Annotated in this window: 18 protein-coding genes; 4 read left to right on the top strand and 14 right to left on the bottom strand. The window is 69.0% G+C overall.

Going from position 1 to position 22,720, the window contains the following annotated elements:
• Nucleotides 1-188: 188 nt before the first annotated feature.
• The 10 genes from IEY36_RS19915 to IEY36_RS19870 form a co-directional block, all read right to left on the bottom strand.
• Nucleotides 189-1,526: a peptidylprolyl isomerase gene (locus IEY36_RS19915; protein WP_229681442.1), complete on the bottom strand. Its 1,338-nt coding sequence runs from the start codon at nucleotides 1,524-1,526 to the stop codon at nucleotides 189-191.
• 208 nt (nucleotides 1,527-1,734) lie between these two features.
• The gene (locus IEY36_RS19910) at nucleotides 1,735-4,023 is read right to left on the bottom strand and encodes an LPS-assembly protein LptD (protein WP_188970018.1); all 2,289 of its coding nucleotides are present in this window, start codon (nucleotides 4,021-4,023) and stop codon (nucleotides 1,735-1,737) included.
• A gap of 5 nt (nucleotides 4,024-4,028) precedes the next feature.
• Nucleotides 4,029-5,153, bottom strand: a complete 1,125-nt coding sequence (gene lptG / locus IEY36_RS19905) for an LPS export ABC transporter permease LptG (protein WP_188970334.1) — start codon at nucleotides 5,151-5,153, stop codon at nucleotides 4,029-4,031.
• Nucleotides 5,150-6,301, bottom strand: a complete 1,152-nt coding sequence (lptF, locus tag IEY36_RS19900; RefSeq protein WP_188970016.1) for an LPS export ABC transporter permease LptF — start codon at nucleotides 6,299-6,301, stop codon at nucleotides 5,150-5,152. Before lptF ends, lptG begins: the two co-directional genes overlap by 4 nt.
• Before the next feature lie 227 nt (nucleotides 6,302-6,528).
• Nucleotides 6,529-7,956: an FAD-binding oxidoreductase gene (locus tag IEY36_RS19895; protein WP_188970014.1), complete on the bottom strand. Its 1,428-nt coding sequence runs from the start codon at nucleotides 7,954-7,956 to the stop codon at nucleotides 6,529-6,531.
• A 178-nt stretch (nucleotides 7,957-8,134) separates the two neighbouring features.
• The gene (locus IEY36_RS19890) at nucleotides 8,135-8,458 is read right to left on the bottom strand and encodes a hypothetical protein (RefSeq protein WP_229681441.1); all 324 of its coding nucleotides are present in this window, start codon (nucleotides 8,456-8,458) and stop codon (nucleotides 8,135-8,137) included.
• 169 nt (nucleotides 8,459-8,627) lie between these two features.
• Nucleotides 8,628-9,632, bottom strand: coding sequence for a TAXI family TRAP transporter solute-binding subunit (locus IEY36_RS19885; RefSeq protein WP_229681440.1), 1,005 nt, complete (start codon nucleotides 9,630-9,632; stop codon nucleotides 8,628-8,630).
• Between the two features lie 14 nt (nucleotides 9,633-9,646).
• A complete protein-coding gene (locus tag IEY36_RS19880) occupies nucleotides 9,647-11,911 on the bottom strand; it encodes a hypothetical protein (protein ID WP_188970010.1) in 2,265 nt (754 codons plus the stop codon).
• Nucleotides 11,912-12,159: 248 nt separating this feature from the next.
• Nucleotides 12,160-12,684, bottom strand: coding sequence for a chromate transporter (locus IEY36_RS19875; RefSeq protein WP_188970008.1), 525 nt, complete (start codon nucleotides 12,682-12,684; stop codon nucleotides 12,160-12,162).
• A complete protein-coding gene (locus IEY36_RS19870; protein WP_188970006.1) occupies nucleotides 12,681-13,244 on the bottom strand; it encodes a chromate transporter in 564 nt (187 codons plus the stop codon). Before IEY36_RS19870 ends, IEY36_RS19875 begins: the two co-directional genes overlap by 4 nt.
• Before the next feature lie 139 nt (nucleotides 13,245-13,383).
• Between IEY36_RS19870 and IEY36_RS19865 the strand changes: the two genes are divergently transcribed.
• From IEY36_RS19865 to mltG, 4 genes are all read left to right on the top strand, one after another.
• Entirely contained in the window at nucleotides 13,384-14,355 is a 972-nt protein-coding gene (locus IEY36_RS19865) for a Bug family tripartite tricarboxylate transporter substrate binding protein (protein ID WP_188970004.1), read from the top strand.
• A 563-nt stretch (nucleotides 14,356-14,918) separates the two neighbouring features.
• On the top strand, nucleotides 14,919-15,158 hold the full coding sequence (locus IEY36_RS19860) for an acyl carrier protein (RefSeq protein WP_188970002.1): 240 nt from the start codon (nucleotides 14,919-14,921) through the stop codon (nucleotides 15,156-15,158).
• Between the two features lie 30 nt (nucleotides 15,159-15,188).
• Nucleotides 15,189-16,472, top strand: a complete 1,284-nt coding sequence (gene fabF / locus IEY36_RS19855; RefSeq protein ID WP_188970000.1) for a beta-ketoacyl-ACP synthase II — start codon at nucleotides 15,189-15,191, stop codon at nucleotides 16,470-16,472.
• A 469-nt stretch (nucleotides 16,473-16,941) separates the two neighbouring features.
• A complete protein-coding gene (gene mltG / locus IEY36_RS19850) occupies nucleotides 16,942-18,003 on the top strand; it encodes an endolytic transglycosylase MltG (protein ID WP_188969998.1) in 1,062 nt (353 codons plus the stop codon).
• Here mltG and IEY36_RS19845 read toward each other — a convergent pair.
• Genes IEY36_RS19845 through IEY36_RS19830 form a run of 4 tightly spaced genes read right to left on the bottom strand, consistent with a single transcriptional unit; the run spans nucleotide 17,948 to nucleotide 22,631 of the window.
• On the bottom strand, nucleotides 17,948-18,751 hold the full coding sequence (locus tag IEY36_RS19845; protein WP_188969996.1) for a YdcF family protein: 804 nt from the start codon (nucleotides 18,749-18,751) through the stop codon (nucleotides 17,948-17,950). The genes mltG and IEY36_RS19845 overlap by 56 nt on opposite strands.
• Nucleotides 18,752-18,794: 43 nt before the next feature.
• Nucleotides 18,795-20,294, bottom strand: a complete 1,500-nt coding sequence (locus tag IEY36_RS19840; RefSeq protein ID WP_188969994.1) for a glycosyltransferase family 61 protein — start codon at nucleotides 20,292-20,294, stop codon at nucleotides 18,795-18,797.
• A 56-nt stretch (nucleotides 20,295-20,350) separates the two neighbouring features.
• Nucleotides 20,351-21,640, bottom strand: coding sequence for a sulfotransferase family 2 domain-containing protein (locus tag IEY36_RS19835; protein ID WP_188969992.1), 1,290 nt, complete (start codon nucleotides 21,638-21,640; stop codon nucleotides 20,351-20,353).
• 25 nt (nucleotides 21,641-21,665) lie between these two features.
• The gene (locus IEY36_RS19830) at nucleotides 21,666-22,631 is read right to left on the bottom strand and encodes an FkbM family methyltransferase (RefSeq protein WP_188969990.1); all 966 of its coding nucleotides are present in this window, start codon (nucleotides 22,629-22,631) and stop codon (nucleotides 21,666-21,668) included.
• Nucleotides 22,632-22,720 lie beyond the last annotated feature (89 nt).

Genomic DNA, 22,720 nt, shown 5'->3' with positions numbered 1-22,720 from the left:
GCCCCTCCAAACCTCCCCACCAAAGGCCCGAGGCCTCTGGACACCGATACTTGGCGCTTGGCGGCGTCGGTGAGTCGAAACATCCACGTGCGGTTATCAGGGCCCGGTACCCCTTGACGGCATTCCAAAGGCCTCTGGCCTTTGATGGGGTGGTTTGGAGGGGCGACGTCCCTCCAGCCGTCACGGCCTTACCCCCGCCGCCCGGGCTGCCGGGTCGCGGCCGGCGCCGGGGCCGCCGGCGCGACGGAGCGGATGTCGATCTGCGCGCGCCGCTGCAGGTCGCGCAGCACTTGGCGGGAGACCAGCTCAACCCGTTCGCGCAGGATCTGGTCGCGCGCCTGTTCCGGCGTGACCTCGGCGAGGTTGCGCGTCTCCCGCGTGCAGACCACCAGGATCATGGCGCCGTCCGGGGCGATGATCGGCTGGGTCGGCCGGCCGATCGGTAGGCTGCCGAGCAGGTCGCGCAGTTCCGGCGGCGTGACCGCGTCAAGGCGCACCTGGCCCGGCTCGTTGAGTCGTGCCCCGGCGGCACCGGCTGCGTCCAGCCCTTCGCAACTGCGCGCCGTCTCCGAAAGGCGCTGGGCGTTCTCCACCTGGCGCATCTGCTGCGCGGTGGGCGCCACCGGATTGACCTGTCCCTCGAACGGGAAGACCGCCTGGCGGACCGTCAGCATGGTCGCGATGTCGCGCCCGGCGGTCCGCTTCTGCCGCAACGTCGCGATGACGAAGCCGCCAGGGACGCGGATCGGGTTGGAGATAGCGCCCTCGGGCATCTGGCGCACGATCGCGGCCACTTCGGGGTCGAGCCGTTCGGCCGTGGTCCAGCCGCGATCGCCGCCGAGCAGCGCCGACTGCGCCTGGCTGAACTGGGTCGCCACCATGGTGAAGGGCGCGCCGGCGCGCAGCCGGTCGATGATGTCGGCGGTGAAGCGTTGCACCTCGGCTTCCTGGCCGGGGCTCGAGATCGGGATGAAAATCTCGGAGACCATGTACTCCGGCTGGCCGGCGCGGGCCTGGGCGGCGGCGAGGTATTCCGCCACCTCGGCGTCGCCGATTTGCGCCTGGCTGCCGAGCAGGGCGCGCAGCAGGCGGTTCCAGCCGATCTGGGCGCGGATCTGGTCATACAGCACGCGCGGGTCGATGTTGGCGCGGCGCAGATTCTCCCGCAGCCCGCCAGGCGGCACGTTGTTGCGGCTCTCGATCTCGCCCACCGCGGTGGCGATGTCCTGATCGGTCACCGGGATGCGGCGGCGGGCGACTTCCTGGGTGCGCAGGCGTTCATTGATCAGCAGCCGCAGGATTTGGTCATTGGCGCGGCCCGCCGTGTCACCGGTGATGCCGGCCGACAGCGCCAGCAGGCGGCGCCGGCTCTCGACCTCGTTCAGCGTGATGACGTCGCCATTCACCACCGCGGCGACGCGGTTGACCTGCGCCCGTGCGGGACCGGTCAGCGCCAGCAATGCGGCCATCGCGGTGACGGCGATCGTGGGCAGGCGCCCGAGAAGGGTATGCGTTGCAATGGTCATGGCAGCGCCTTCATAGGGGCTCGAATGGTCAGGGGCGAGTCCGAGCGAGGCAGGAGGTGACGGCGGACCCCATCATGTACACCAATCGGATCGCGGCCCCGCCGCGATCCGGGAGCGCACGGTGCGACCGTGCCCAGGCCGCCCGACGCGCCAGTGCCCGGCGCGAAGCCAAGCGGTCCGTATGGGCCGCGCCCGGTGTCCGAGGGCATCAAATCGCCCTGAACCCGACATCGCCCACCGTCTTCAGCCCGATACGGAACAACAGGACGGTACTGGCCGGATACAGGCTGTTGGTCGAAGGATCCTCGGCGAAGCGCTTGAGGAAGCGGGCCTCGAACAGGAAGCACTCATCCTCGTAGGCGGCCGAGGCGGTCACCACCACGGGGCGGTTCAGCTCGACGTCGTAGCGCGCGAAGGCGCCGAAACGCCAATTGCCAATACGCTGGTTGATGCCGAAGGCGACCTCGTTGCGTTCCTGGTAGGGCGTCAGATAAGGCATCGCCGGAGTGAACAGGTAGCCGCCGGTCAGCGCAGTGCCCGACCCCAGACTGACCGTGCTCGACAGGTCGAGGAACTGCATCGCGCCGTCATCCTGCGCGAAGCGCCCGCGTCCGAGGAATTCCAGCCAGGTCACCGGCATCAGACGGGCGCGGGCGACGTAGTCCGAGGCGCGGTTTTCGAGCCCGCTATTGGTGTAGAACGGCCCGCCATCGTTCTGGATGCGGTAGGACGCGCCGGCGAGCCCTTCGAGCAGCCCGCCATTGGGGAAGTACCAGGCGCTGCGTAGCGCGTAGTCGACGCGGGTGCCGCCTTCCTGCCGGTCGCGCCCGGCGAAGCGGTTCAGGTTGAACAGGTTCGCATCGGTGAATTCGAGGTCAATGCTGTCCTCGTTCGGCACCGAGGACTGGTTTCCGGTCAGCGGCCCGCCCACGAACTGCACGCGCGGTTCGATCACCTGGTGGCCGTATTCGCCCGCCGATCGGACGAAAGGCATGCGCCAATCGAGTGCGGCGCGGATATTCGCCGCGCCGATCGAGCCATTGTCGGCGCTGGTCGAATAATTCGGCGCGCCGGCGAGGTCGGTATAGGCATAGGCGGAGAGATCGGACTGGGCGCGCACGGTCCAAAGCCCGCCCGCCCGGTCATACATGGGCAGGTTGTAGCCGATGCGCGTCGAACCGCGCTGGGTACTGGTGCCCTGGTCGCGGAACACCGCGAAGTTCCAGGTATCGACGGTGAAGGTACCGCCCAGCGAATCACGCGGCGCCTGCCAGTCCGCATAGATGTTGGGCAGGACATACGGGATCTGGCTGTTGTTGTCGGTCGAGCGCAGGCCCTGATAGGCGCGCCCGTCGATGCGCGCATAGGCATCGGTGCCCCAGAAGCCCTCGGCATAGGCGTTCTGGTCGAGCAGGCGCCGCGCACCGTAGCGATAGATGCGCAGGTAATCCTCACTGGTCGCGTAGTTGTAGTTGAAGCCGGTGCGCCAATTCTCGTCGATGGCGAAGCGACCGCGCGAGAAGATGTGCCCGGCCGCGCCCACGGGCGTGTTCTGGCTGCCGTCGAGGTAGCCGAGCGAGCCTTCCGCGGCGATCTCGCCGAAATTGAAGCGGCGGCGATACTCCAGTCCGAGATTGGGAACGTTGTTGGTCGCGATCTGCGGCCGCAGCAACAGGTCCTGGCTTTCGTCGATCGCCCAGTAATACGGCGTCTCGACGAAGCCGCCGAGGTAGTCGGTGATGCCGAAGGTCGGGCTCAGGAAGCCCGATTGCCGCGGCGCCGAGCCGGTTGGGTGCTGCAGATACGGTGTCCAGAACAGCGGAACGCCGCCGAATTCGACGGTCGCGTCGCGGTAACGCGCCTGCCGCGCATTCTGGTCGAGTGTCGCGGTGCGCGCGCGCAGCTGCCAGATGGGCGGCGCCAGCGGGTCGGTCTGGCAGGGTTCGCAGGCCGAATAGACGACGCGCGAGAGGTCGAAGAAATTGCCCCCCGTTCGTCGCGCGCCGGCGGCGGCTACGCGCCCGTTCTGCGCCAGCAGTCCGCGCAGGCCCTCCAGCACGCCGTCCTTGAACTCGTTCCGCAACTCGACGCTCTCGGCGAATATCACCTGGCCGTCGGCTTCGATCAGCTGGACATTGCCGCGCGCGGTAGCGACGCCGGTGTTGCGGTCATAGGTGAATTCATCGGCGCGCAGCACGCGGTTGCCCTGCCACGCCTCGACATGGCCGCGCGCGGTGACGATGGCGCGGTTCTGGTCGTACTCCACCTCCTCGGCGGTGAAGGTCACGGGCTGGTCCTGCGCCGGTGGCGCGCCGGGCGTGGCGGCGGCAGCAGTGGGGGCCGGGGCGGCGGCGCGCCCCGCCTCTTGGCCCGGCAGCACCGCAGCGGCGCCCTGCGGCGTTTCGATCGTCGGCAGCGCACTGACCTGCGCGAAGGCCGGCGCGGCCGACAGTGTGAGCAGCGCCCCGAAACCGAGGCATTTCGCCAAGACGGCCATGGGCCTCATCCGTCCTCGAGGTGCAGCAGCAAGGCGCTGGCGAGCAGGAAGCCCGCCCCGGCCGGCGCCCAGGCGGCGAATATCAACGGCAATGTCCCGGCCTCGCCGAATTCGCCGGTCACCTTGTCGATCACGAACAAGGCGAAGCCGGCCGCAACGCCGCCACCGATCATCTGCCCGACTCCGCCGCGACGGGAGGATCGCATGGAAAACCCCGCGGAGAGCAACGCCATCGCCGCGGCAAGCAGCGGCAGGGCGAGCAGGGACTGGTACTGAAGCTGATGGCGCACCGCCGAAAATCCCGCCTTTTCAAGAACGTCGATGAAATCCGGCAAGGCCCAGAAGGACAGCGTATCGGGGCTGGCGAAGGAATCCTGGATGCGCGCGGGTGTCAGCTCCGTCGGCATGACGAGCCGCTGCGGCGGGGAAGGCATGCGGTCCGCGCCGAAGATCACGGCGTCTTCCATCAGCCAATGCCCGGGCTGCAGCACGGCCGAGCCAGCCTCCACCCGCGCCAGCGGCCGGTCATCGGCCGACAGGCGCCACAGCGACACCTCATCGAGGCGGAAAGCCTCCCCCGGCCGCAGATTGGCGAAGGGTACCGGGCGTCCCGACAGGATGGCGACACCCTGCGGCTCAAGCCCCGGATCGGCTTGGCGCAGCCACAATCGCCCGCCAGCCAGCGCGGTGATGCCCGAGGTGTTGCGCAAATACTGCGCGTCGAGCCGTTCCGCCCGCGCCAGCATCGCCGAGGAGATCGGCGAGACCATGGTGGTGGCGACCACGCCGAGCATTACCGCGACGACGACCGGCCCGGTCAGGAAGCCCCAAGCGGAAATGCCTGCCGCCCGCGCCACGATCAGTTCAGAGGAGCGGGTCAGCCGCCAGAACGCGGTGATGCCGCCCAGCAGGATGGCGAAGGGCAGGATCTGCATGGCGACGAAGGGCAGCCGCAGCGCGGCGATCTGCGTTACCAGGCCGAAGGTCACGTCCTGGCGGGTCGCGGCGCGGCGCAACAGCTCGATCAGGTCGAACAGCGCGACCAGGCAGGCCAGCGCCGCCAGCATGGCCACCGTCATGGCCGCGAAGCGTCGCGACACATACAGCGTGAGGGTGCGGGTGAAGGTCATGCGCCGGCGGGTATGGGCGGTGGCGCGGGTTTCGGCCAGCCCGGCGCGCCGACCACCCACCACAGGGCGATGAAGCCCGGCAGCACCGCCTGCACCCAGATCAGCGGCACCCAGGCATTGTCGCGCGCGGCGAGGTTGCCCCCGGTCAACCCGAACGCGAGTAGCGCCACCACCAGCCCGATGCCCACGGCGATGCGCGCGCCGCCGCCGTGGCGGCGGAATTCCCCGGTCAGCGCCACCGCCAGACCAACCAGCGCGAAGCTCAGCGCCGTCAGCGGGCCGGACAGGCGCTGATGCGCCTCGGCGTAGTAGCGGCGCAATTCGCGCTCACGCAGGCCCTCGGCCGGGTCAGGGTGCAACAATTCCTCCACCGATCGTTCGCGCGAATCGCGGGAGCGCACTTCCTCCCCCCGCGTCGCGCGGGCGAGATCGACGCTGTTCTCGGAAAACGACAGCAGGTTCAGCCGCATCAGCGGCGTGCCCGGCGCCGCATTGGGCGCCGCGCGCTCGACCTGCTGGCGCACGCCGTTCAGCAGCGTCACCCGCGGACCAGTCGGCGAATTGGTAATGCGGCCCTGTTCGGCGAGGATCGTCACCGGCGCGCCTGTCTCGCGCTGATCATGCACCATGATGCCGCGCAGCGTGCCGTCGGGGTCTCGATAACGCGCATACACCGTCAGGTCGTTGCCCACCTGGGAGAACACGCCTTCCTGCAACAGCACGCCGACCAGCTGGTTGCGGATCTCGAACTGCCATTGTCGGAAGGCCGTATGCGACAGTGGCACGAGCCACAGGTTCAGCATGACGCACACGCCGGTCGCCACCATGGCGAGCATCACCGCCGGGCGCGCGAGCCTCCATTGCGACAGGCCGGCCGCGCGCAACACCACCAATTCGCGGTCCGACGCGAGGCGCACATAGACGAACAGCACCACGATGAAGGTGGTGATCGGCAGGATGACCGCGAAGAAGGAGGGCAGCATCAGGCTGGTGAGTTCGACGAACACCACCATCGACAGGCCGCGGTCGAGCACGAGTTCGATGAAGCGCAACGATTGCGTCAGCCAGACAAGCGCCGCCAGCCCCACTGTGACGGCAATGAGGGCGATCGAGAGCTGGCGGAAGAGATAGCGATCGATGCGGGTCATGAGGCGGCGCGAACCTAGAGGTTTGTCCCCCGCGCCGAAAGTCTTGCGACCTCGCCCGGGTTACACTGTAACGCTTCGGTGAACATGGCGGCTCCTTGCCCCTGCGAACCAACACATGCTGCCGGACAGGGCCCATCGGCCGCGCCGTGCCCGATGACCTCGGGCCGGCTCATGTGGTGCCGGGTCGCCCGGACGGTAGCCCACCGCTGGCACACGGCTTCGTGCGTTCAGGGAAGGACCTTGCCCGGATTCATCAGCCCGGCCGGGTCGAGCGCCGACTTGATACGCTGCATGGTCGAAAGCTCCGCCCCGCCGCGCCAGGACTCCATCATGTCGGTCTTAAGCCGGCCAATGCCGTGCTCGGCGCTGAACGATCCGTCCAACTCGCGCACCACCTCGTTCACCGTATCCATGATGTCGTGGCTGCGGGCGAGGAAGGCTGCCGGGTCCATATCCACCGGCTGCTCGAGATTCATGTGGATATTGCCGTCGCCCATATGCCCGAAGGGCACCGGCCGCGTGCCGGGGATCAGCGCGACGCAGGCGGCGGACGCCCGGCGAATCAACTCCGGTACCTTCGAGACAGGCACCGAGACGTCGTTCTTCACCGAGGCGCCTTCCTTGCGCTGCGCCTCGGGGTGTTCCTCGCGAATGCGCCAGATGGCGGTGCGCTTCGCCTCGCTGCCGCCGACCACGGCGTCGATCACCTCGCCTTCCTCCATCGCCGCGCCGAGCACCTGTTCGGCGAGGCCCTGCAAATCGGCATCGGCGCGGGTCGAGGCGAGATCCACCAGGATGTAGTGGTCGGCGCGTTCCGCCACCGGCAGGGTGACGCCGGGGATGTGCTTGACCGCGAAATCGACACCGACGCCAGACATGTATTCGAAGGCGCGAATCGCCGTCTCATCGGTCTCGCGGAAGCGACGGAACACCGACAGCGCGGCATCCTCGTCGCGCACCGAGCAGAACAGCACCTCATTCGCGCGCGGTCGCGCGAACATCCGCAAGGTCGCCGCGGTGACGATGCCGAGCGTGCCCTCCGCGCCCACGAACAAATGGCGCAGCGCATAGCCGGTATTGTCCTTGCGCAGCCGGCGCAGCCCGTTCCAGACCTGTCCATCCGGCAACACGACCTCCAGGCCGAGCATCAGGTCGCGCGCATTGCCGTAGCGCACGGTGGTGTTGCCGCCGGCATTGGTCGACAGCACGCCGCCGATCGTCGCGGTGCCCTCGGCGCCGAGGCTGAGCGGGAACAGGCAGCCGCAATCCGCCGCGGCATCCTGCGCGATCTTCAGCACCACCCCGGCCTCGGCCGTCATCGTCATGTCGACCGGGTCGAGCGCGCGGATGCGGTTCATCCGGGCGAGGGAGAGGATGACGGCGCGGCCATCCTCGCTTGGCGTCGCGCCGCCGACCATCGAGGTATTGCCGCCCTGCGGCACGATCGGCACGCCGGCGGCGACGCACAGCTTCACGCATGCGGCGACCTGGTCGGTGCTGGCCGGACGCAGCACGGCCATGGCGCGGCCTTGGTACAGGCCACGCCAATCCGACAGCGCCGGCGCGATGTCGGCGGCGTCGGTGAGCAGGCCCGCGGGGCCGAGCAGGGCGGAGAGGTCGGCCAGCAGGCCGTCGGGCGGAAGGGCGTCAGGCATGGGCGGAGAAAACCCCCCGCAACGAGCCGGGTCAATCGCCATGCCCCGCTCCCCGGCACGGCAGGCGCTCGGCGGGCGGAGCCGGCCCGTCCTGCCTGGCGCCAGAAGGCGGCTTTCCACGTGACACCGTCATTTGGCCGGGTAGTTTGGCGGGGCGGCGCCCCTCCAACGCCGCCGCTCACTGCTTGCCGGTCATCCGCGCGAACACCTGCCGGTCGCGGTTTTCCTGCATCAGCATGGTCAGGCTCGGGATGTTCCCCAGCCCAAGCCCCTGCGGCAGTCCGCCCTCGGGGTCGGCCTCGACCTTGCCATAGGCTTCCGAGGCGACCTTCTCCCATTTCCCGGCCGGCTTCTTGGCCTCGATGGTCACGACCGTCGCCTTCAGCAGCATGCGCACGATCGCCTCCTTGGGGGAGGACGGCTTGGTGAGGCTTGGGTTGCCGGCGATCATCGTCCAGCCATTGGCCAGCGCCCAGGCGGTCAGCGCTTCCTTGTCCATCATCGGGGGCATCCTTCGCGTTGCGCGGACCCTATGGGCCGCGGGCGCGGCGGCGTCGACTGTTCCGGCACATCGACGGTGACGCCGCCCCGGCCGGCGCGCGCCGCGAGCAGTACCGACCGGCCGTGCCGCGCCGACGGGCAGCACCGGGACAGGATCGCCGAACGGGCCGTCAGCCTGATCGCGCCGGGCCCGGTCGCAGCCGTGCTTCGGCGTCATCCGCGGCGCGCAGCCGGGTCCAGCCGGGCACCCTGGCGGCGAGGTTCACCTCGCGCCATTTCGGATGGCGCGGCGGGCGCAGGAACGCCTCGAAATTCTCGAAGAACGCGTTGACGAAGGTGGTCACCTTGCGGTGGCGATCGGTGCCGGGTTGCCAGGCATAGGCGGCCATCACGGCGCCGACCGCGATGGTTTCGACCGGCGCACCGTCTGGGACCAGCGTGGGATACTGCGCGGCGGCCAGTTCCCCCGGCAGGTAGGTGCCGAGCAGCGCCGGAGACATCGGCAGGGTCACGAAATGCAGGTTCGATTCGGGCGGGATGGCCGTGAAAAGGCGTGCCGGCTTGCCCGCGACATAGACCATGGCGGCGATTTCCCCGCGGCGGAGCTTCTCAAGGGCGGTGTCCTGCACGTCATTGACCATCTGGACCGGGATGCCGAGGCTTTCGAACAGCACCGCCGAGGTCATCGCCGTTCCGCTGCCGCGCACGTCCACATTGACCGGCCGGTTGGCCAGGTCCTCGACGCGGCGAACGTCGCGACCGGCCAGCAGATGGACCTCCTCGTCGTACAGTTTCGCGATGTAGTGCACCTGCTGTTCGAGGCCCGGGAACAGCCGTTGGCGTTGTGCGAAGGCCAGCACGTCGGACTGGACGATGCCGATGTCGATGCCGCGCAGGAACATGATGTCGGACAGGTTCTGCAGCGACCCCTTGCCGATGATGGGGATCACGCGCAGCCGGACGCCGTCGTCGAGCACGGCGGCGAGGTCGGTGGCGATGCGGATATAGGTGCCGTCCACCCCCCCGGCGATCACGCCCACCGTCCCGCCATTGGCCCGCGCTGTCATGGCGTTGGTGCGGGCGACTAGGTCCTGCGCGCGGGCGAGGCGCGGGATGGGCAGCGCGAGCGCCCCCGACAGCAGCAGCAGGCGGCGGCGCGGTGCGATGCGATGCATTGTCGTATCCCTCGTCATGGTGCCCGCGGCGCGGGCAGGCCCTGCAACAGGCTTGCGGCCTCGGCGTCACCGGAGGCGGCGCCGCGCCGGTACCACTCGGCTGCGGCCGCCGCGTCGGGCCGGATCCCATGCACGCCGAGGGCGGCAAGGACGCGGGGGTCATAGGTTCGCCCGAGTGCCGTCGCCGCCACCCCGCTGCCGGCATGGGCCGCCCGTTCGAACAGCCGCCGCGCGGCGGAGATGTCGCCGACCGACAGCATCTCGTGGCCGCGCTGGATCAGCGCCGCGGTCATGGCGGGCGACAGCGACGGCGGGCGCGGCAGGGCCGCTGGCGGGACGACCGGCGGCGTCGCTGGTTGCGGCAGCACGACAGCGTTGGCGGGCGGCTCGGTCGATGGCGGCGGGTGTGGGGCGACGATACTCGGCATCAGGGCTGCCTTGGGGGGCGGCGCCGGCGGTTGCGCGGCGTCGGGTGGCGAGGCGACGGCGATGTCAGGCGCGAGCGCGACGTGTCCCGGCGCGGCCGGCGTGGTGCCGGCGGCATGCTCTGCCGCGTCGGGTATTGCAGCGGGGAGCGCGGCCACTTCGGGCGTCACGGCGGCTTCGGCTCCCGGATCCGGCGCTACGGCGGCGACAGCGGCCGGCCCTGGCGCTACGGCGGCTTCGGCCGCCGTCTCGGGCGCCAGGGTGGCACCAGTGGCCGGTCCCGGCGTTGCGGCGGCGTCGGCCGCGAGATCGGGCGCTACAGTGGCGACAGCGGCCGGTTCCGGCGTTGCGGCGGCGTCGACCGCCAGGTCGGGAGCAACGGTGGCAGCAGCAGCCGGTTCCGGCGCTGCGGCGGTGTCGGCCGCCGGGCCGGGCGCCACGGTGACGACAGTGGCAGGTTCCGGCGTTGCGGCTGCATGCGCTGCCATCTCGGGCGCTACGGCCGCGACCGGGGCCGGTTCCGGCGTTGCGGGGCCACTCGGCTCGGCCTCGCGTCCGACAGGACGGTCCGTTGTCGGTCCTGGCGATGTGGTGGCGTCCATGGCTGCTTCGGCCGTCACCAATGCGTTCGTCGCCGCCTCGGGTGTCGCCGGGGCGTCAGCCGTTGCCTCTGGTGTCACCAAGGCATCAGCGGCCATCGCTTCGGGCCCGGTGGCGGCGTCGGCAGGCCTTGGCGACACGTCTTGCATTGGCTCGGCCACGGTCCGCGGCGGCGCCATGACCGGCGACGGGACGTCCGGGGCCGGCAATGCCGTGTCGAAGGCCACGGTGTCGGCGCTCGGACGCCCTGGCTCGAGGCTGGCGACCACCACGGGCGCCCGGTCGGGTTCCGTCACACCGGGCGCGACAGCCGGGGGCTCCACGGCCTGTGGTGGCGCCGCGGCGCCTGTTGCAAGGGGCGTCGGCTGGTCGATCACGGCCTCCATCACCACCGCGCGAGGCTCGGGCATCGGCGCCTCGACCACAGCCGGCGGTGGTGCCTCGGCTGGTGGTGCGATGATCGCCACGGCCGATTCCATCGCCTCCATCGATTCCGGGGCGACGGAGGTGGCGGCCGCTTCGTCCATGCCGATGACGGGTGCCGGCTCGCCCGCCGGCGCCATGCCCGACCCAGCCCTGCCCTCCGGCAGCATCAGTGCGATGGCCGAGGTCTCTGGCTGCGGCCCCATGCCCGGGGAATCGTCGCCGCGCGCCCCGGTGCCGGCGTCGGTCGGCAGCAACTGGCCGTCGGTCAATGGCACCGGCGGTTCGAGCGGGACGATGGCGGCTTCCGCGAGCGGTATCGCCAGCGTGGCGGCCGCGGCGAATGGCTGAGGCGCATCGGTGGCGGCCGGATCCGCCGCTGGCGCTTCCTCCGGTTCGGGGCGCGCGCCGGCCAGTCGCGCCGCTGGCGGTTCTTCTGCCGCAGGGGCCAGGACGAGCACCGGCACTTCTGGCTCACTCGTCACCGGCGCGGCGGCGGGAAAGGACCCGGCGGCATCCATGGTGGCGTCGCCCAGGGCATTCGGCGCGGCCGGTGGTTCCGGCATGGCGATCGCTGCCGGGCCGGGCATCGATACCGCCGCGGCGAAGCCGAGCCCTCGCTCGATGCCGCTGGCCGCGGCGGCACTCCCGGCGACCGGCGGCCCAAGGTACTCCAACACGGCCGCACCCGCCGCGGCGCCGATCAGCACCACGCCCCAGAAGGCGGCCAGGGCGCGTGGGCCGGGTGGCCGCCACGCCGCGCGGGGGCGGCTCGCGGTTCGACCGCCATCGGCCCATGCCATCGCGGCGGTGGCATGATGGCGCACCATCAATCGGACCACTCTTCCGCGTGGCCGAAACCGCCGCACCACGATTGCCGCATTGGCCGGCCGGAAAAACGAGATGTGGGGCGATGGACAGGCATCGGGGCAGACCTCCCACACGCGCGAAGGATGCGGATGCCAAGGGAGACGCCATTGTTCGACTGCGCTGCGTCTGGCGTCCCGAGACGATCCGCGCTTCAGCAAACTAGCTTAATGATACCGACATTGAAACGATATAGCGACTCGATAACGCATCAGAGGAAGGCCAGCCCCACCAGCGCCCCGGCGCCGAGTACCCAGAGCGGTGAGAAGTCGGTCCGCCAGACGAACACCGTCGAGCACGCCGTCAACACCACCGGCACCCACCCCGTCGCCGTCCCCTGGGCGAGGATCAGCCCCGAGGCGCCGATCAGACCGACCGCGATCGGCACCAGCCCGCGCTCCACTACCCGCAGCCAGAACCGCCCGGCCAGCCGCGTGCGCAGCCGCGAGAAGGCGAAGGCCAGGAAGGAAGTCGGCAAGGTCATCGCCAACGTCGCCGTCAACATCCCGGCCACGCCGCCGACATGCCACCCGAACAGCCCGACAACGAGCACATTCGGCCCCGGCGCCGCCTGCGCCAGGGCGAAGCGCTGGGCGAAGTCGGCATCCGACATCCAGCCATGCACCTCGACGACCAGCCGGTGCATCTCAGGCAGCACGGCGATGCCGCCACCGACCGAGACCAACGAGATCGCGCCGAAGCCCAGCACGAGTTGCCAGAAGACCGCGGCGGTCATTTGGCCGAGAGCGCCCGCCAGGCGCCCAGGATGCCGAAGGGGGCGAGCCCCAGCACGACATAGGGCAGTGGCACCCGGAACACGCCCGCCGCCAGCAGGGCGCACAACCCGACCGCCAGCAGGGCAGGGGGTGGCCTGATTTTCTGCGTCATCTTGGCCGCGGTGCCGAGCACCATCCCCGCCGCCGCCGCCGCAACCCCCGCCAGCACCGCCTTCACCGCCGGCACGTCGCCATAGGCGTCGTAGAACATCGCCAGGCCCGCCAGCAGCAGCAGCGGCCCGCCGAACATCGCCCCGGGGCCGACGATCGCCCCGGCCGTGCCATGGAACCGGTCGCCCACCATGATCGCGGCATTGAGCGCATTCGGGCCGGGCAGCACCTGCCCCAACCCCAGCGTCTCGGCGTATTCCTGGTCGGTCAGCCAGCGCTTTTCCTCGACCAGCACGCGCCGCGCCCAGGCATTGATGCCGCCGAACCCGATCAGCCCGATCCTGCCGTAGGTGAGGAACAGGTCGAGCAGGGTGGGTACGGGACGGGGCGGCGGGTCGGGCTCGGTCATCGCCCCCCAGGGGACAGCGGCGGGCGCGCTGGATCAATACCCGGCCCGAGTCGCCGCCGCTTCACCTTCTGCGGCGATCGGATTACAGCGGCGGAGGCCCATGCCGGCATCGGCCGGCCCAACACGCAAAGGCACCCCCATGATTACCCGCCGGACCCTGATCGGTACCATCGGCGCCGCCGCCAGCATCGCGGCGCCCACCGCTGCGCAGGAGGCTGCCTTCCCGAGCCGCCCGGTGCGCATCCTGCTCGCCTTCGCCCCGGGCGGCGGCACCGACCTCATCGCGCGCACAGTCGCCGCTTCCATGCAGGGCACGCTCGGCCAGCCGGTGGTGGTGGAAAATCGCCCCGGCGCCGGCGGCAACATTGCCACCGAAGCCGCCGCCACGTCGCGGCCGGATGGCTACACCGTGCTGATGGGCAATCACGGCCCGATGAGCGTGAATGTCTCCCTGTTCCGCAACATGCGCATCGACCCCGAACAGGCACTCGACCCCATCGGCCTGGTCGCCGATGCGCCGCTCGTCGTGGTGGTCGGCCCGAAATCACGCGCCCAGAACCTGCAGGAGCTGCTGACCGAGATCCGCACCGGCGACACCACCTACGGCTCGGCGTCCAACGGCTCGGCGAGCCACTTGGCCGCGGCCCTGCTGCTGCAGATGACTGGCCTGCGCGCCGAACACGTGCCCTTCCGCGGCGCCGCCCCGGCGCTGACCGACGTGGTCGCCGGCAATCTCGACTTCATGATCACGACGCTGCCCTCGGTGGTGGGCCTGATCAATGGCGGCCAGGTGCGCCCCATCGCGGTGACTGGCGAGACGCGCATCGCGGTGCTGCCCAATGTGCCGACCGTCGCCGAATCCGGCGTGCCTGGCTACAAGGCGACCGCCTGGTACGGGCTGCTGGTGCCGCGCGGCACGCCGGCCGAGCCGAAGGCGCGCCTGTTTGCCGCGCTGCGCGCGGCGCTCGCCAATCCCGACGTGATCCGCCGCCTGCGCGACGAAGGCGCCGAACCGTCGGATCTCGACGGGGAAGGCTTCGCGCGGCTGATCCGCTGGGAGCGCGAGCGCTGGGCGACGGTGATCCGCCAGGCCAGGATCACGGTCGACTGATACCATCGGCCGAAATTTTCGACCGTTGGTATCAGCTTGTTCGTACCTTCAACCGGGTGGCGCAAACCTCCGGTTTACTTGGCTTTCGCCGCACGACCGGCGGGCCGCATTCGTGGCCGCGGCACGAGTTGAAGACTCGTGCCGTTGGCATGAGAGGCAGTTTGGAATGCAGGCCACCGGCCCGCATCCCCGCCCGGTCACCCGGTCCAGGATACTGAGGTGGGTGATCGGACGTGGAGACGCGCCGAAAGGCGCGCTTCCAAACGGACTCTGAAGCCGGTATTGGCCGGCCTCGCCGCGCCAGCACCTTTGCTTTTCATCCCGCGATGTCTATGTGCCCCCGCCTGGGGAGTGTGGCGCCGTGGGCACATCGGCGATCGCGGCGGGCCCGCCGGCAACCGAGCCTTGACCGGAAGCGGTGGGACCGCCTAGGCCGCGCTACGCTTCCATGATAAGCGCCGAGCTCCGCGGGGGCCCGGGGCACGAGTCCGGCCGGTACCGGGCGGAACGCAGACGGTATTTTCGCACGGGTCAGGCCCGGCAGAACGGAGAGAGTAAACACGATGAGCGACACCGCCGAGAAGGTGAAGAAAATCGTCGTCGAGCACCTCGGCGTCGAAGAAGCCAAGGTCACCCCCGAGGCGTCGTTCATCGACGACCTGGGCGCCGACAGCCTCGACACGGTCGAGCTGGTCATGGCCTTCGAGGAAGCCTTCAGCGTCGAGATCCCCGACGATGCGGCCGAGAAGATCACGACCGTGAAGGATGCCATCGACTACATCGAGAAGCAGAAGGGCGAGTAACGCCCGAGACTGGCCCAGGGGGTAAAGCGCGTGTTCCAGAACGGTTTCTCGCCGCGACGCGTTGTCGTGACCGGCATGGGCATCGCTTGCCCGCTCGGCCTCGGTGTCGAGCATGTTTGGAAAAGGATGCTGGCCGGCGAATCCGGCATCGGCAGCATTCAGTCCTTCGACACCACCACGCTGCCCGCCAAGATCGCCGGGCAGATCCCGACCGGCGTCAAGGCGGATGGTCGGCTCGACATCAACGAATGGATCCCCGTCAAGGATCAGAAGAAGATGGATCGCTTCATCCAGTTCGCGCTCGTCGCGGCTGCGGAAGCGGTCGAGGATTCCGGCTGGGTGCCGCCCGATGAGGAAGCCCGCTGCCGCACCGGCGTTATGATCGGTTCGGGCATCGGCGGGCTAGAGACCATCCATGAGGCCGCGCAGCTTGCCGTCTCCGGCAAGGCGAAGCGCATCTCGCCCTTCTTCATCCCCTCGGCGCTGATCAACCTCGCCTCCGGCCAAGTCTCGATCAAATACGGCTTCAAGGGCCCCAACCACTCGGTCGTCACGGCCTGCGCGACCGGCGTGCATGCGCTGGGCGACGCGGCCCGGCTGATCTCGCTCGGCGATGCCGAGGTGATGGTCGCCGGTGGTGCCGAAGCGGCGGTGTGCGAACTCGGCGTGGCCGGCTTCTGCGCGGCGCGCGCCCTGTCCACCGCCTTCAACGACACGCCGGCAGCTGCCTCCCGTCCCTGGGACGAAGGCCGCGACGGCTTCGTCATGGGCGAGGGCGCCGGCGTCTTGGTGCTCGAGGAACTCGAACACGCCAAGGCGCGCGGTGCGAAAATCTACGCCGAGGTGATCGGCTACGGCATGTCCGGCGACGCTTACCACATCACCGCCCCGGCCGAGGGTCATGAAGGTGCCTTCCGCGCCATGAAGGCCGCACTCGCCTCGGCCAACATCACCCCGGCGGACATCCAGTACGTCAATGCCCATGGCACCTCGACGCCGCTCGGCGACGATCTGGAACTGGAAGCGGTGGAGCGGCTGTTCGGCGACGACGCCCGCAACGTCGCGATGTCGTCGACCAAATCGGCGATCGGCCACCTGCTCGGCGCGGCCGGCGCGGTGGAAGGGATCTTCTCGATCCTGGCGATCCGCGACAAGGTCGCCCCGCCCACGCTGAACCTGGAGAAGCCGTCGCGCGAAAGCGCCATCGACCGCGTCGCGTTGCAGGCCCAGCCGCGAAACATCAACATCGCGCTGTCGAACTCCTTCGGCTTTGGCGGCACCAACGCCAGCATCGTGTTCCGCGCCGCACCCTGATCTCGGTGCTGGCGCCGTCCGGGGCAGGACGACTGGAGGGGCTTTGCCCCTCCAGGCCACCCCACCAAAGGCCTCTGGACACCGTCACTTGGCCCTGCCCGCTGTGACCTACCTGTGCATTGGAACGTCGATTCGGGCGCGGATCGTACAGTGAGAAGGCGGACTGACCCCGCTTCCCCGCATCAGGAATCAGCCTTTCGCGGGCCTGATGCCCTGAGGACACCGATACTTGATACTTGGTTTACCCGGCGGGTTCAGTGCCCAAATTCACCTCCATGCCCAGGACGCCTTCTGTTACCGCAGACACCCTCCCGCCGAACACCAGGTATTGGTGTCCAAAGGCCCTTAGGCCTTTGGTGGGGGAGGTCTGGAGGGGGCAAAGCCCTCTCCGGTTCCGCCGCGCGACATCACCATCCTCGCGCTTATGGGGCGGCGCCCCTGCGCGGCACATGACAAGGCCCGGCGCCGCATGAGCGAGGCTACACCGCCAATCCCCGCGCCCCGCCGCCGCCGCGCCGCCGCGCTGCTTGGCCTCCTCGTGGGCATCATCCTGCTGGCCGCTGGTGGCCTCGGCGCGACCGCCGGCTGGCGCGCCTACAACCGCCCCGGCCCGCTTGCCGAGCCCGCGCAGATCGTCATCCCGCGTGGCGGCACCGAGCGCATCGCCGAAGCCCTGCTGGAACGGGGTGTGATCCGCGATGCCCGGACCTTCGCCATCGCCGCCTGGCTGACCCGTGACGCCGGCCCCCTGCGCGCCGCCGAATTCAGCTTCCCCGCCGCCGCCCCGCTCGCCGAGGTGCTGCACATCCTGCGCGAGGAACGTCCGGTCCAGCGTCGCCTGACCATCCCCGAGGGCCTCACCGCCCATCAGATCCGCGTCCTGTTGGAACGCACCGAGGGCCTGACCGGCGAGGTCCCGGCCTTCGACGAGGGCGACCTGCTGCCCGAAACCTATGCCTATGAATGGGGTGAGGCGCGGGCGGCCATCGTCCGCCGAGCCGATGCGGCGATGGACCGCGCCCTGGTCGAGGCTTGGGCCAAACGCTCCCCCGACCTGCCGCTCACCACCCCGCGCGAGGCGTTGATCCTCGCCTCCATCGTCGAGCGCGAGACCGGCAAGCCCGATGAGCGCGCCAAGGTCGCCGGCGTCTTCATCAATCGTCTGCGCCGCGGCATGCCGTTGCAATCGGACCCCACCGTCGCCTATGCCGCGACCGCCGGCGCGCCGATGGACCGGCCGATCAGCCGCGCCGACCTCGACCGCGACCACCCCTTCAATACCTACCGCAACCGCGCCCTGCCGCCGGGCCCGATCGCCAGCCCCGGCAAGGCGGCTCTGGGCGCTACGCTGCACCCCGACGCGAACGACTACCTGTACTTCGTCGCCGACGGCTCCGGCGGGCATGCCTTCTCCCGCACGCTGGACGAGCACAACCGCAATGTCGCCCGCTGGCGCGAGGTCGAGCGCGGCAGCGCTACTCCCGCGCCGGCAGAACGCTCTCCGTCCGCCCCATCAGTCGGTAGGCGATAAGCCCCATCCATTCGCGGATGCCCCATTCGAGCTGGCCGAGCCGCTCGGGGAAGGGCGCGTCGTACCAGGCCGCCCAGGAATGCCCGGTGCGGTAATTCACCGGCCAGGGCACAATGTCGCGCCAGCCCGCCGCCCGGAACACCGCCATTGATCGCGGCATGTGCGAGGCCGAGGTCACCAGCAGCCACACCTCGCCCGGCTTGGGCTGCACCATCCGGTAGGTGAACACCGCATTCTCATGCGTGTTGCGCGCCTGGTCTTCGTAGATGACGCGGTCCTGCGGAACGCCCATCGCGGTCCAGAGCTGCCGCGCCACATCCGCCTCGGTCAGGCCACCATGCACGAAGGACCCTTGGCCGCCGGTGAACACCAGCCGGGCATCCGGGTAGCGCCGCGCCAGGATGACGCCCTCGGTCATGCGTTCCGCCGCGCCATTGAGCGAGGGGATGCCGCGCGCCTCGGTGATGTTCTGCTCCACCGCACCGCCGAGCACGATGATACCGTCCACATGGGCGGGCGGCGGAGAAGGGCGGGCGAAGCGGTCCTCCAGCGGCAGCAGCAGCCACTGGTTCACCGGCGTGACCACCAGCAGGAAAAAGAAGCCGAGGCTGGCAAGGATGAGCCAGCGGCCCGAGCGCCGCCCGCGCCAGACCATGAACAGGCCAATGAAGCCGATGATGATGGCGAAGTGGCCGGGGCGTGCCGGAAACCACAGGATCTTGGACAGGGCGAAAAGCAGGTCGGTCATGGCCGCACCCGGTAGCACATCAGCGCGGTGTCCCGCTCCCTCGTCACGCTCGCCCCGCCCGCAGGCGGTCGATGAGGGCAAGGAAGGGGTCGAGTGCAACGCTCCAGTGCCCGGCCGTCGTCGCGGGCATCGGCTCCAGCCACAGGTGGTGGCGGTGCCCGACGATGCGAGAGATATTGGCCATGCATACGCGGATCTGCATGTCGCCGCGAAAGGACGGCACGATTTCCACCACCTCGCGGCCCGGCCGCGCCGTAGCGAGCAAAGCGAAGCCGGCGCCGTGCGCTCCGACAACCATAGTGGCCGCATCAACCCGTGCGACCTGTTCGGCGAAGCTCAGCGACGACATTGTGAGGATATCGAAGCCCCGCTCCGCAAGCGCGGCCTCGAGGTCGGGCTCATTCACAAGCGGCCGCTTTTGCGTATCGCGACGGGAAATATAGATCGGCCGCATCTCGGCGGCGGGCGTAGTGGACGCCGCCCGTTCGCGGATACGCGTGTAGAGTGGTCCGGCGAGGCCAGGCCGCGCCAACAGCACTAAGCGCGGATCCCCGAGATGGAGCTGGCGGACCATGATGGCATCGCCAGTGGACTCGATCGGCAGCGACGAGACCGCGCCCAGCTCAAGGCTTTCGTGCAGGAAGCGCGCAGCTTCGTCGCGGATCAGCAAGGGCATGTCGCTCGCCGCATCGCCGAGGCGCCAGGCAAGCGACGGGAACCATTGAACAAGCCAATGGAAGATATTGTTGTGAGACTCGACCGCTAGAGCGGCCTGAGCGAGTTCCCGCGCCGTCGCTTCCGCTGCGCGGGATTGAGGGGGGATCGGCCTGTTGTAAGCACGGAACACCCGGCCTTCGCGGGTCCATATTTGCCCCGTTCGGTTGACGAACACGTCGGTCAGCATCTTGACCTTGGGGTGCTGGGCGGTCGTGGCCATGCGCTCGAATCTGGCGATTGCCTCTGTGGTTTCGGTGAGGATCGTCACGGGCAGTCCGGGCGCCACATGCACGATAGTCTGGTCGCCGAGCATACACGCCTTGGCGGCGGCATTACCGGGATAGCCGTACGGCGATGCGACGAAGGGCGGTGTCTCTGTGGGCAGCAACCGGCGCAGCAGTGCCTCGGCCTGTTCGGTCACCAGGGACGCTGAGGTACCGCGGTTACGCACCTCGGCAAGGATGATGTTGCTGATTCGTACGAACCGAGGGTCCGGCAAGATCTGCGGATCGGCGAGCAGCACCGCGAGCGCCTCCGCCGCGAAGTCAGTGATCGCGAGCCGCCAGGCGATGTTCACGCGAATCCTGGGCGGCATGTCGGCGCCCACCGCAACCCGCGCGGCGACCGCAACAAAGTCCCGGCTGTTGAGGTTGATCGCGGCCACGACGATCCGCTTCACCTGGCGCGGCGGTACGGGGCGGCGCACGAGAAGGGCCGTCGCTTCGCTGGCCGCCTGGCCGTCACCGCGAACGGCGGCAGCATGCACCTTGGCCAGTATGACCTGCAGCGCCGCCGCCGCCGCGTCCGAATTCGGAAGCGCCACCATATTCAGGCTCCCATGTCCGTTTCACGAGAGCGGCATCCCGGCATCGCCATTCAGCCCTAGGCCGGCAGCAATGTTATGCTGCGCACTGCGAAGCTGCGCGGGCGATGGTCGTTGCTGGTCGGGTCGATCGCAGCGAAGGTCGAGGTATTCGGCCCATTCGGCCCAATCAGCCTGACGAGGACGGCGTTGCCATGCTGCTTGAAGGTCTCCGCATCGACGTGAAAGTTCAACTCTACGCCGGGATTGAGCAGAGCGGCCTCGACCTTCACCGTATGATCTCCGATCATCACGCGAATCCGTGCGGCGTCGAATTTCATCGTCTCGAGCACATGCATGCGAACGGTGACCGGGCGGCCGCTGGCCGATGCAACGAGCAGGCTTGGCGATGCGGACGACCACCAGTACTGATTTTCCGACCTAGCCTCGCCGACCCAGCCTTGCGCATACCAGCCTTCGTGGAAGGTGATGCCGGCATCTTCGATTTGCGAGAGGACCCAGGGCTTGGGACCGATGCCGCGCAGACCGGCTAGCAAATCTGCGCTGGCCCGCGCCGCGCGGCGATTGGACTGCCAGCGGTCGAGCCACTCCTCCGCTGCCTGGCGCAGGCTGAAGTCGGCATTGAGTCGCATCAGCCATTCGTCGCGCCGCAGCACTGCCTCGCAGGCCTCGATCTCATCGCGCGACGCCTGTCCCTCGTTTAGCCGCTGCGCGGGGAAGCTCGGTGCCCCATAGTGCTCCGACATGGCGTCGAGTGATTCCTGCATTCGCTCCGTCACGCCGACGAAATCCAGATCTTCTATCAGGGTGGCGCCGAGTTCGACTCCCTGACGCGGATCCGCGCCGCGCCGACCTAGTGCCTGCGCGAGGTACCGCGATTGCGGGTTATCGATGTAGAGCGGGTAGTGTCGGAGGAATTCGGCGATACTCAGCTGCTTCGCGACGTGATGCATCGGCAGTTCCGTCCGGTATCGGAAATACAAGTAGTGCGAGGCGACGCGGCGAACCGGGTGGCGGATGAAGGTGGCGATGCGGAGGTCTTCCGGTGGCATCAGTCTCTGCACAGGAACGCGCAGATGCCCGTGCAGGAACGCCAGACTCGGCATACGCGCGCGCGCGGGCGCGAAATCTGGATCCATGAGCGTTAGCTGCGGTGGCGGAGGGAAGACGCTTTCAACTGGCAGGAACGACAGGAAGTGGGACACCACCGTGTTGCCGCCCGTCTTTGGGATGTGCAGGAAGAAGATCGGACGCGTATCCGCGGCCTGAGCGCCGCCCTTCGCCGCCTCCGCGCGCGGAACCGGTAAAATGTCGTTCTCAGTCTCTTTGACAGTATCGGTATTGCTCATGGTGCCCGTCTCGTTCCGTTTCGGCTCACGTTGGCTCGACGCGCGCCACCAGGATGTTCTGCAGCCCGTCCGTCTGCGCGGCGAGCGCCGCCCATGTGGTCGGCACCACGCCGCCCTGCTCGTCGATGGTCCAGGCAGAGTGGCCAAGGCTTTCGAAGAACGCAGTCACCTCCGGTGCGCCGACCCCCGCGTTGCGCATCATGGCCGGCCCGAATTCCATCATGATGCGCACATCGGGCGAGCGTTCGAGGATGCGGCGCATGCCGCGCAAAGCCCGGCCCTCATGGCCTTCGACGTCCATCTTGATGACGTCGGGGCGATAGGTGGGGTCGGCGAACATGTCGTCGAGCGCGACCAGGCGGCATTCGACGCCCGGGCGCGTCTCGGCCGCGCTGCCGGCCAGCGCAACCGACCCGCCGCCCGAGAAATTGTCGTTGAACACCAGCCGCGCCGTGCCCATCGCTTCCGAAGCGCCAAGCGCATGCACCCGCGCCCAGGACGCGAAGCCGTTCAGCCGCAGCGACAGGTCCACCAGCTTGGACAGGCGCGGATTGGGCTCGAAGGCATCGACGCGTCCGGTCGGGCCGACGATCTGCGCCGCCAGCAGCGCATAGACACCGTGGTTCGCGCCGAGGTCGATCACCGTGTTGCCGGGCTTCACCAACCGGGTGAACAGCGAAGTGTAGGCCGTCTCCCACCGTCCGAGCGTCAGCAGATGGATGCCGATATCGATGCTGCGGGTGTCGACGAGGATGCGGATGCCGTTCTCGAGGAAGGTGACGGCCGTGTTGTCGCCGAGATAGACGGACTGGCTGTCCATCAACCGGTTCGAGCGAATGGCGAAATAGGCGATCGCTTCCTCGAGCCGCCGCTCGATGTGTTCGGCGCGCTCGGCCTGCTCCTTGAGGAGCTTCTCGAGCCGATCGAAGCGATCGAGCAGCCGCTGCCGGCCAGTGAGGGAATCAAGGAGATGGCCGGATTGCTCGCTCATGTGGCAGGTATCACAGTTCCCGATAGTTGAACCTGAAACATACAATGTGCGGCAGTGCCACGCCATGCCGGTGCCCGCACCTCTGCCGG

The organism is Neoroseomonas lacus (assembly GCF_014644535.1).
Taxonomy (GTDB): Bacteria; Pseudomonadota; Alphaproteobacteria; order Acetobacterales; family Acetobacteraceae; genus Neoroseomonas; species Neoroseomonas lacus.
This window is presented reverse-complemented; position numbering and strand designations above follow the sequence as displayed.

Bases quoted from the DNA above. Each gene is read 5' to 3' on its own strand.
- IEY36_RS19915 (WP_229681442.1), bottom strand. From the start codon at position 1,526: ATGACCATTGCAACGCATACCCTTCTCGGGCGCCTGCCCACGATCGCC.
- IEY36_RS19910 (WP_188970018.1), bottom strand. From the start codon at position 4,023: ATGGCCGTCTTGGCGAAATGCCTCGGTTTCGGGGCGCTGCTCACACTG.
- lptG (WP_188970334.1), bottom strand. From the start codon at position 5,153: ATGACCTTCACCCGCACCCTCACGCTGTATGTGTCGCGACGCTTCGCG.
- lptF (WP_188970016.1), bottom strand. From the start codon at position 6,301: ATGACCCGCATCGATCGCTATCTCTTCCGCCAGCTCTCGATCGCCCTC.
- IEY36_RS19895 (WP_188970014.1), bottom strand. From the start codon at position 7,956: ATGCCTGACGCCCTTCCGCCCGACGGCCTGCTGGCCGACCTCTCCGCC.
- IEY36_RS19890 (WP_229681441.1), bottom strand. From the start codon at position 8,458: ATGATGGACAAGGAAGCGCTGACCGCCTGGGCGCTGGCCAATGGCTGG.
- IEY36_RS19885 (WP_229681440.1), bottom strand. From the start codon at position 9,632: ATGCATCGCATCGCACCGCGCCGCCGCCTGCTGCTGCTGTCGGGGGCG.
- IEY36_RS19880 (WP_188970010.1), bottom strand. From the start codon at position 11,911: ATGGTGCGCCATCATGCCACCGCCGCGATGGCATGGGCCGATGGCGGT.
- IEY36_RS19875 (WP_188970008.1), bottom strand. From the start codon at position 12,684: ATGACCGCCGCGGTCTTCTGGCAACTCGTGCTGGGCTTCGGCGCGATC.
- IEY36_RS19870 (WP_188970006.1), bottom strand. From the start codon at position 13,244: ATGACCGAGCCCGACCCGCCGCCCCGTCCCGTACCCACCCTGCTCGAC.
- IEY36_RS19865 (WP_188970004.1), top strand. From the start codon at position 13,384: ATGATTACCCGCCGGACCCTGATCGGTACCATCGGCGCCGCCGCCAGC.
- IEY36_RS19860 (WP_188970002.1), top strand. From the start codon at position 14,919: ATGAGCGACACCGCCGAGAAGGTGAAGAAAATCGTCGTCGAGCACCTC.
- mltG (WP_188969998.1), top strand. From the start codon at position 16,942: ATGAGCGAGGCTACACCGCCAATCCCCGCGCCCCGCCGCCGCCGCGCC.
- IEY36_RS19845 (WP_188969996.1), bottom strand. From the start codon at position 18,751: ATGACCGACCTGCTTTTCGCCCTGTCCAAGATCCTGTGGTTTCCGGCA.
- IEY36_RS19840 (WP_188969994.1), bottom strand. From the start codon at position 20,294: ATGGTGGCGCTTCCGAATTCGGACGCGGCGGCGGCGGCGCTGCAGGTC.
- IEY36_RS19835 (WP_188969992.1), bottom strand. From the start codon at position 21,640: ATGAGCAATACCGATACTGTCAAAGAGACTGAGAACGACATTTTACCG.
- IEY36_RS19830 (WP_188969990.1), bottom strand. From the start codon at position 22,631: ATGAGCGAGCAATCCGGCCATCTCCTTGATTCCCTCACTGGCCGGCAG.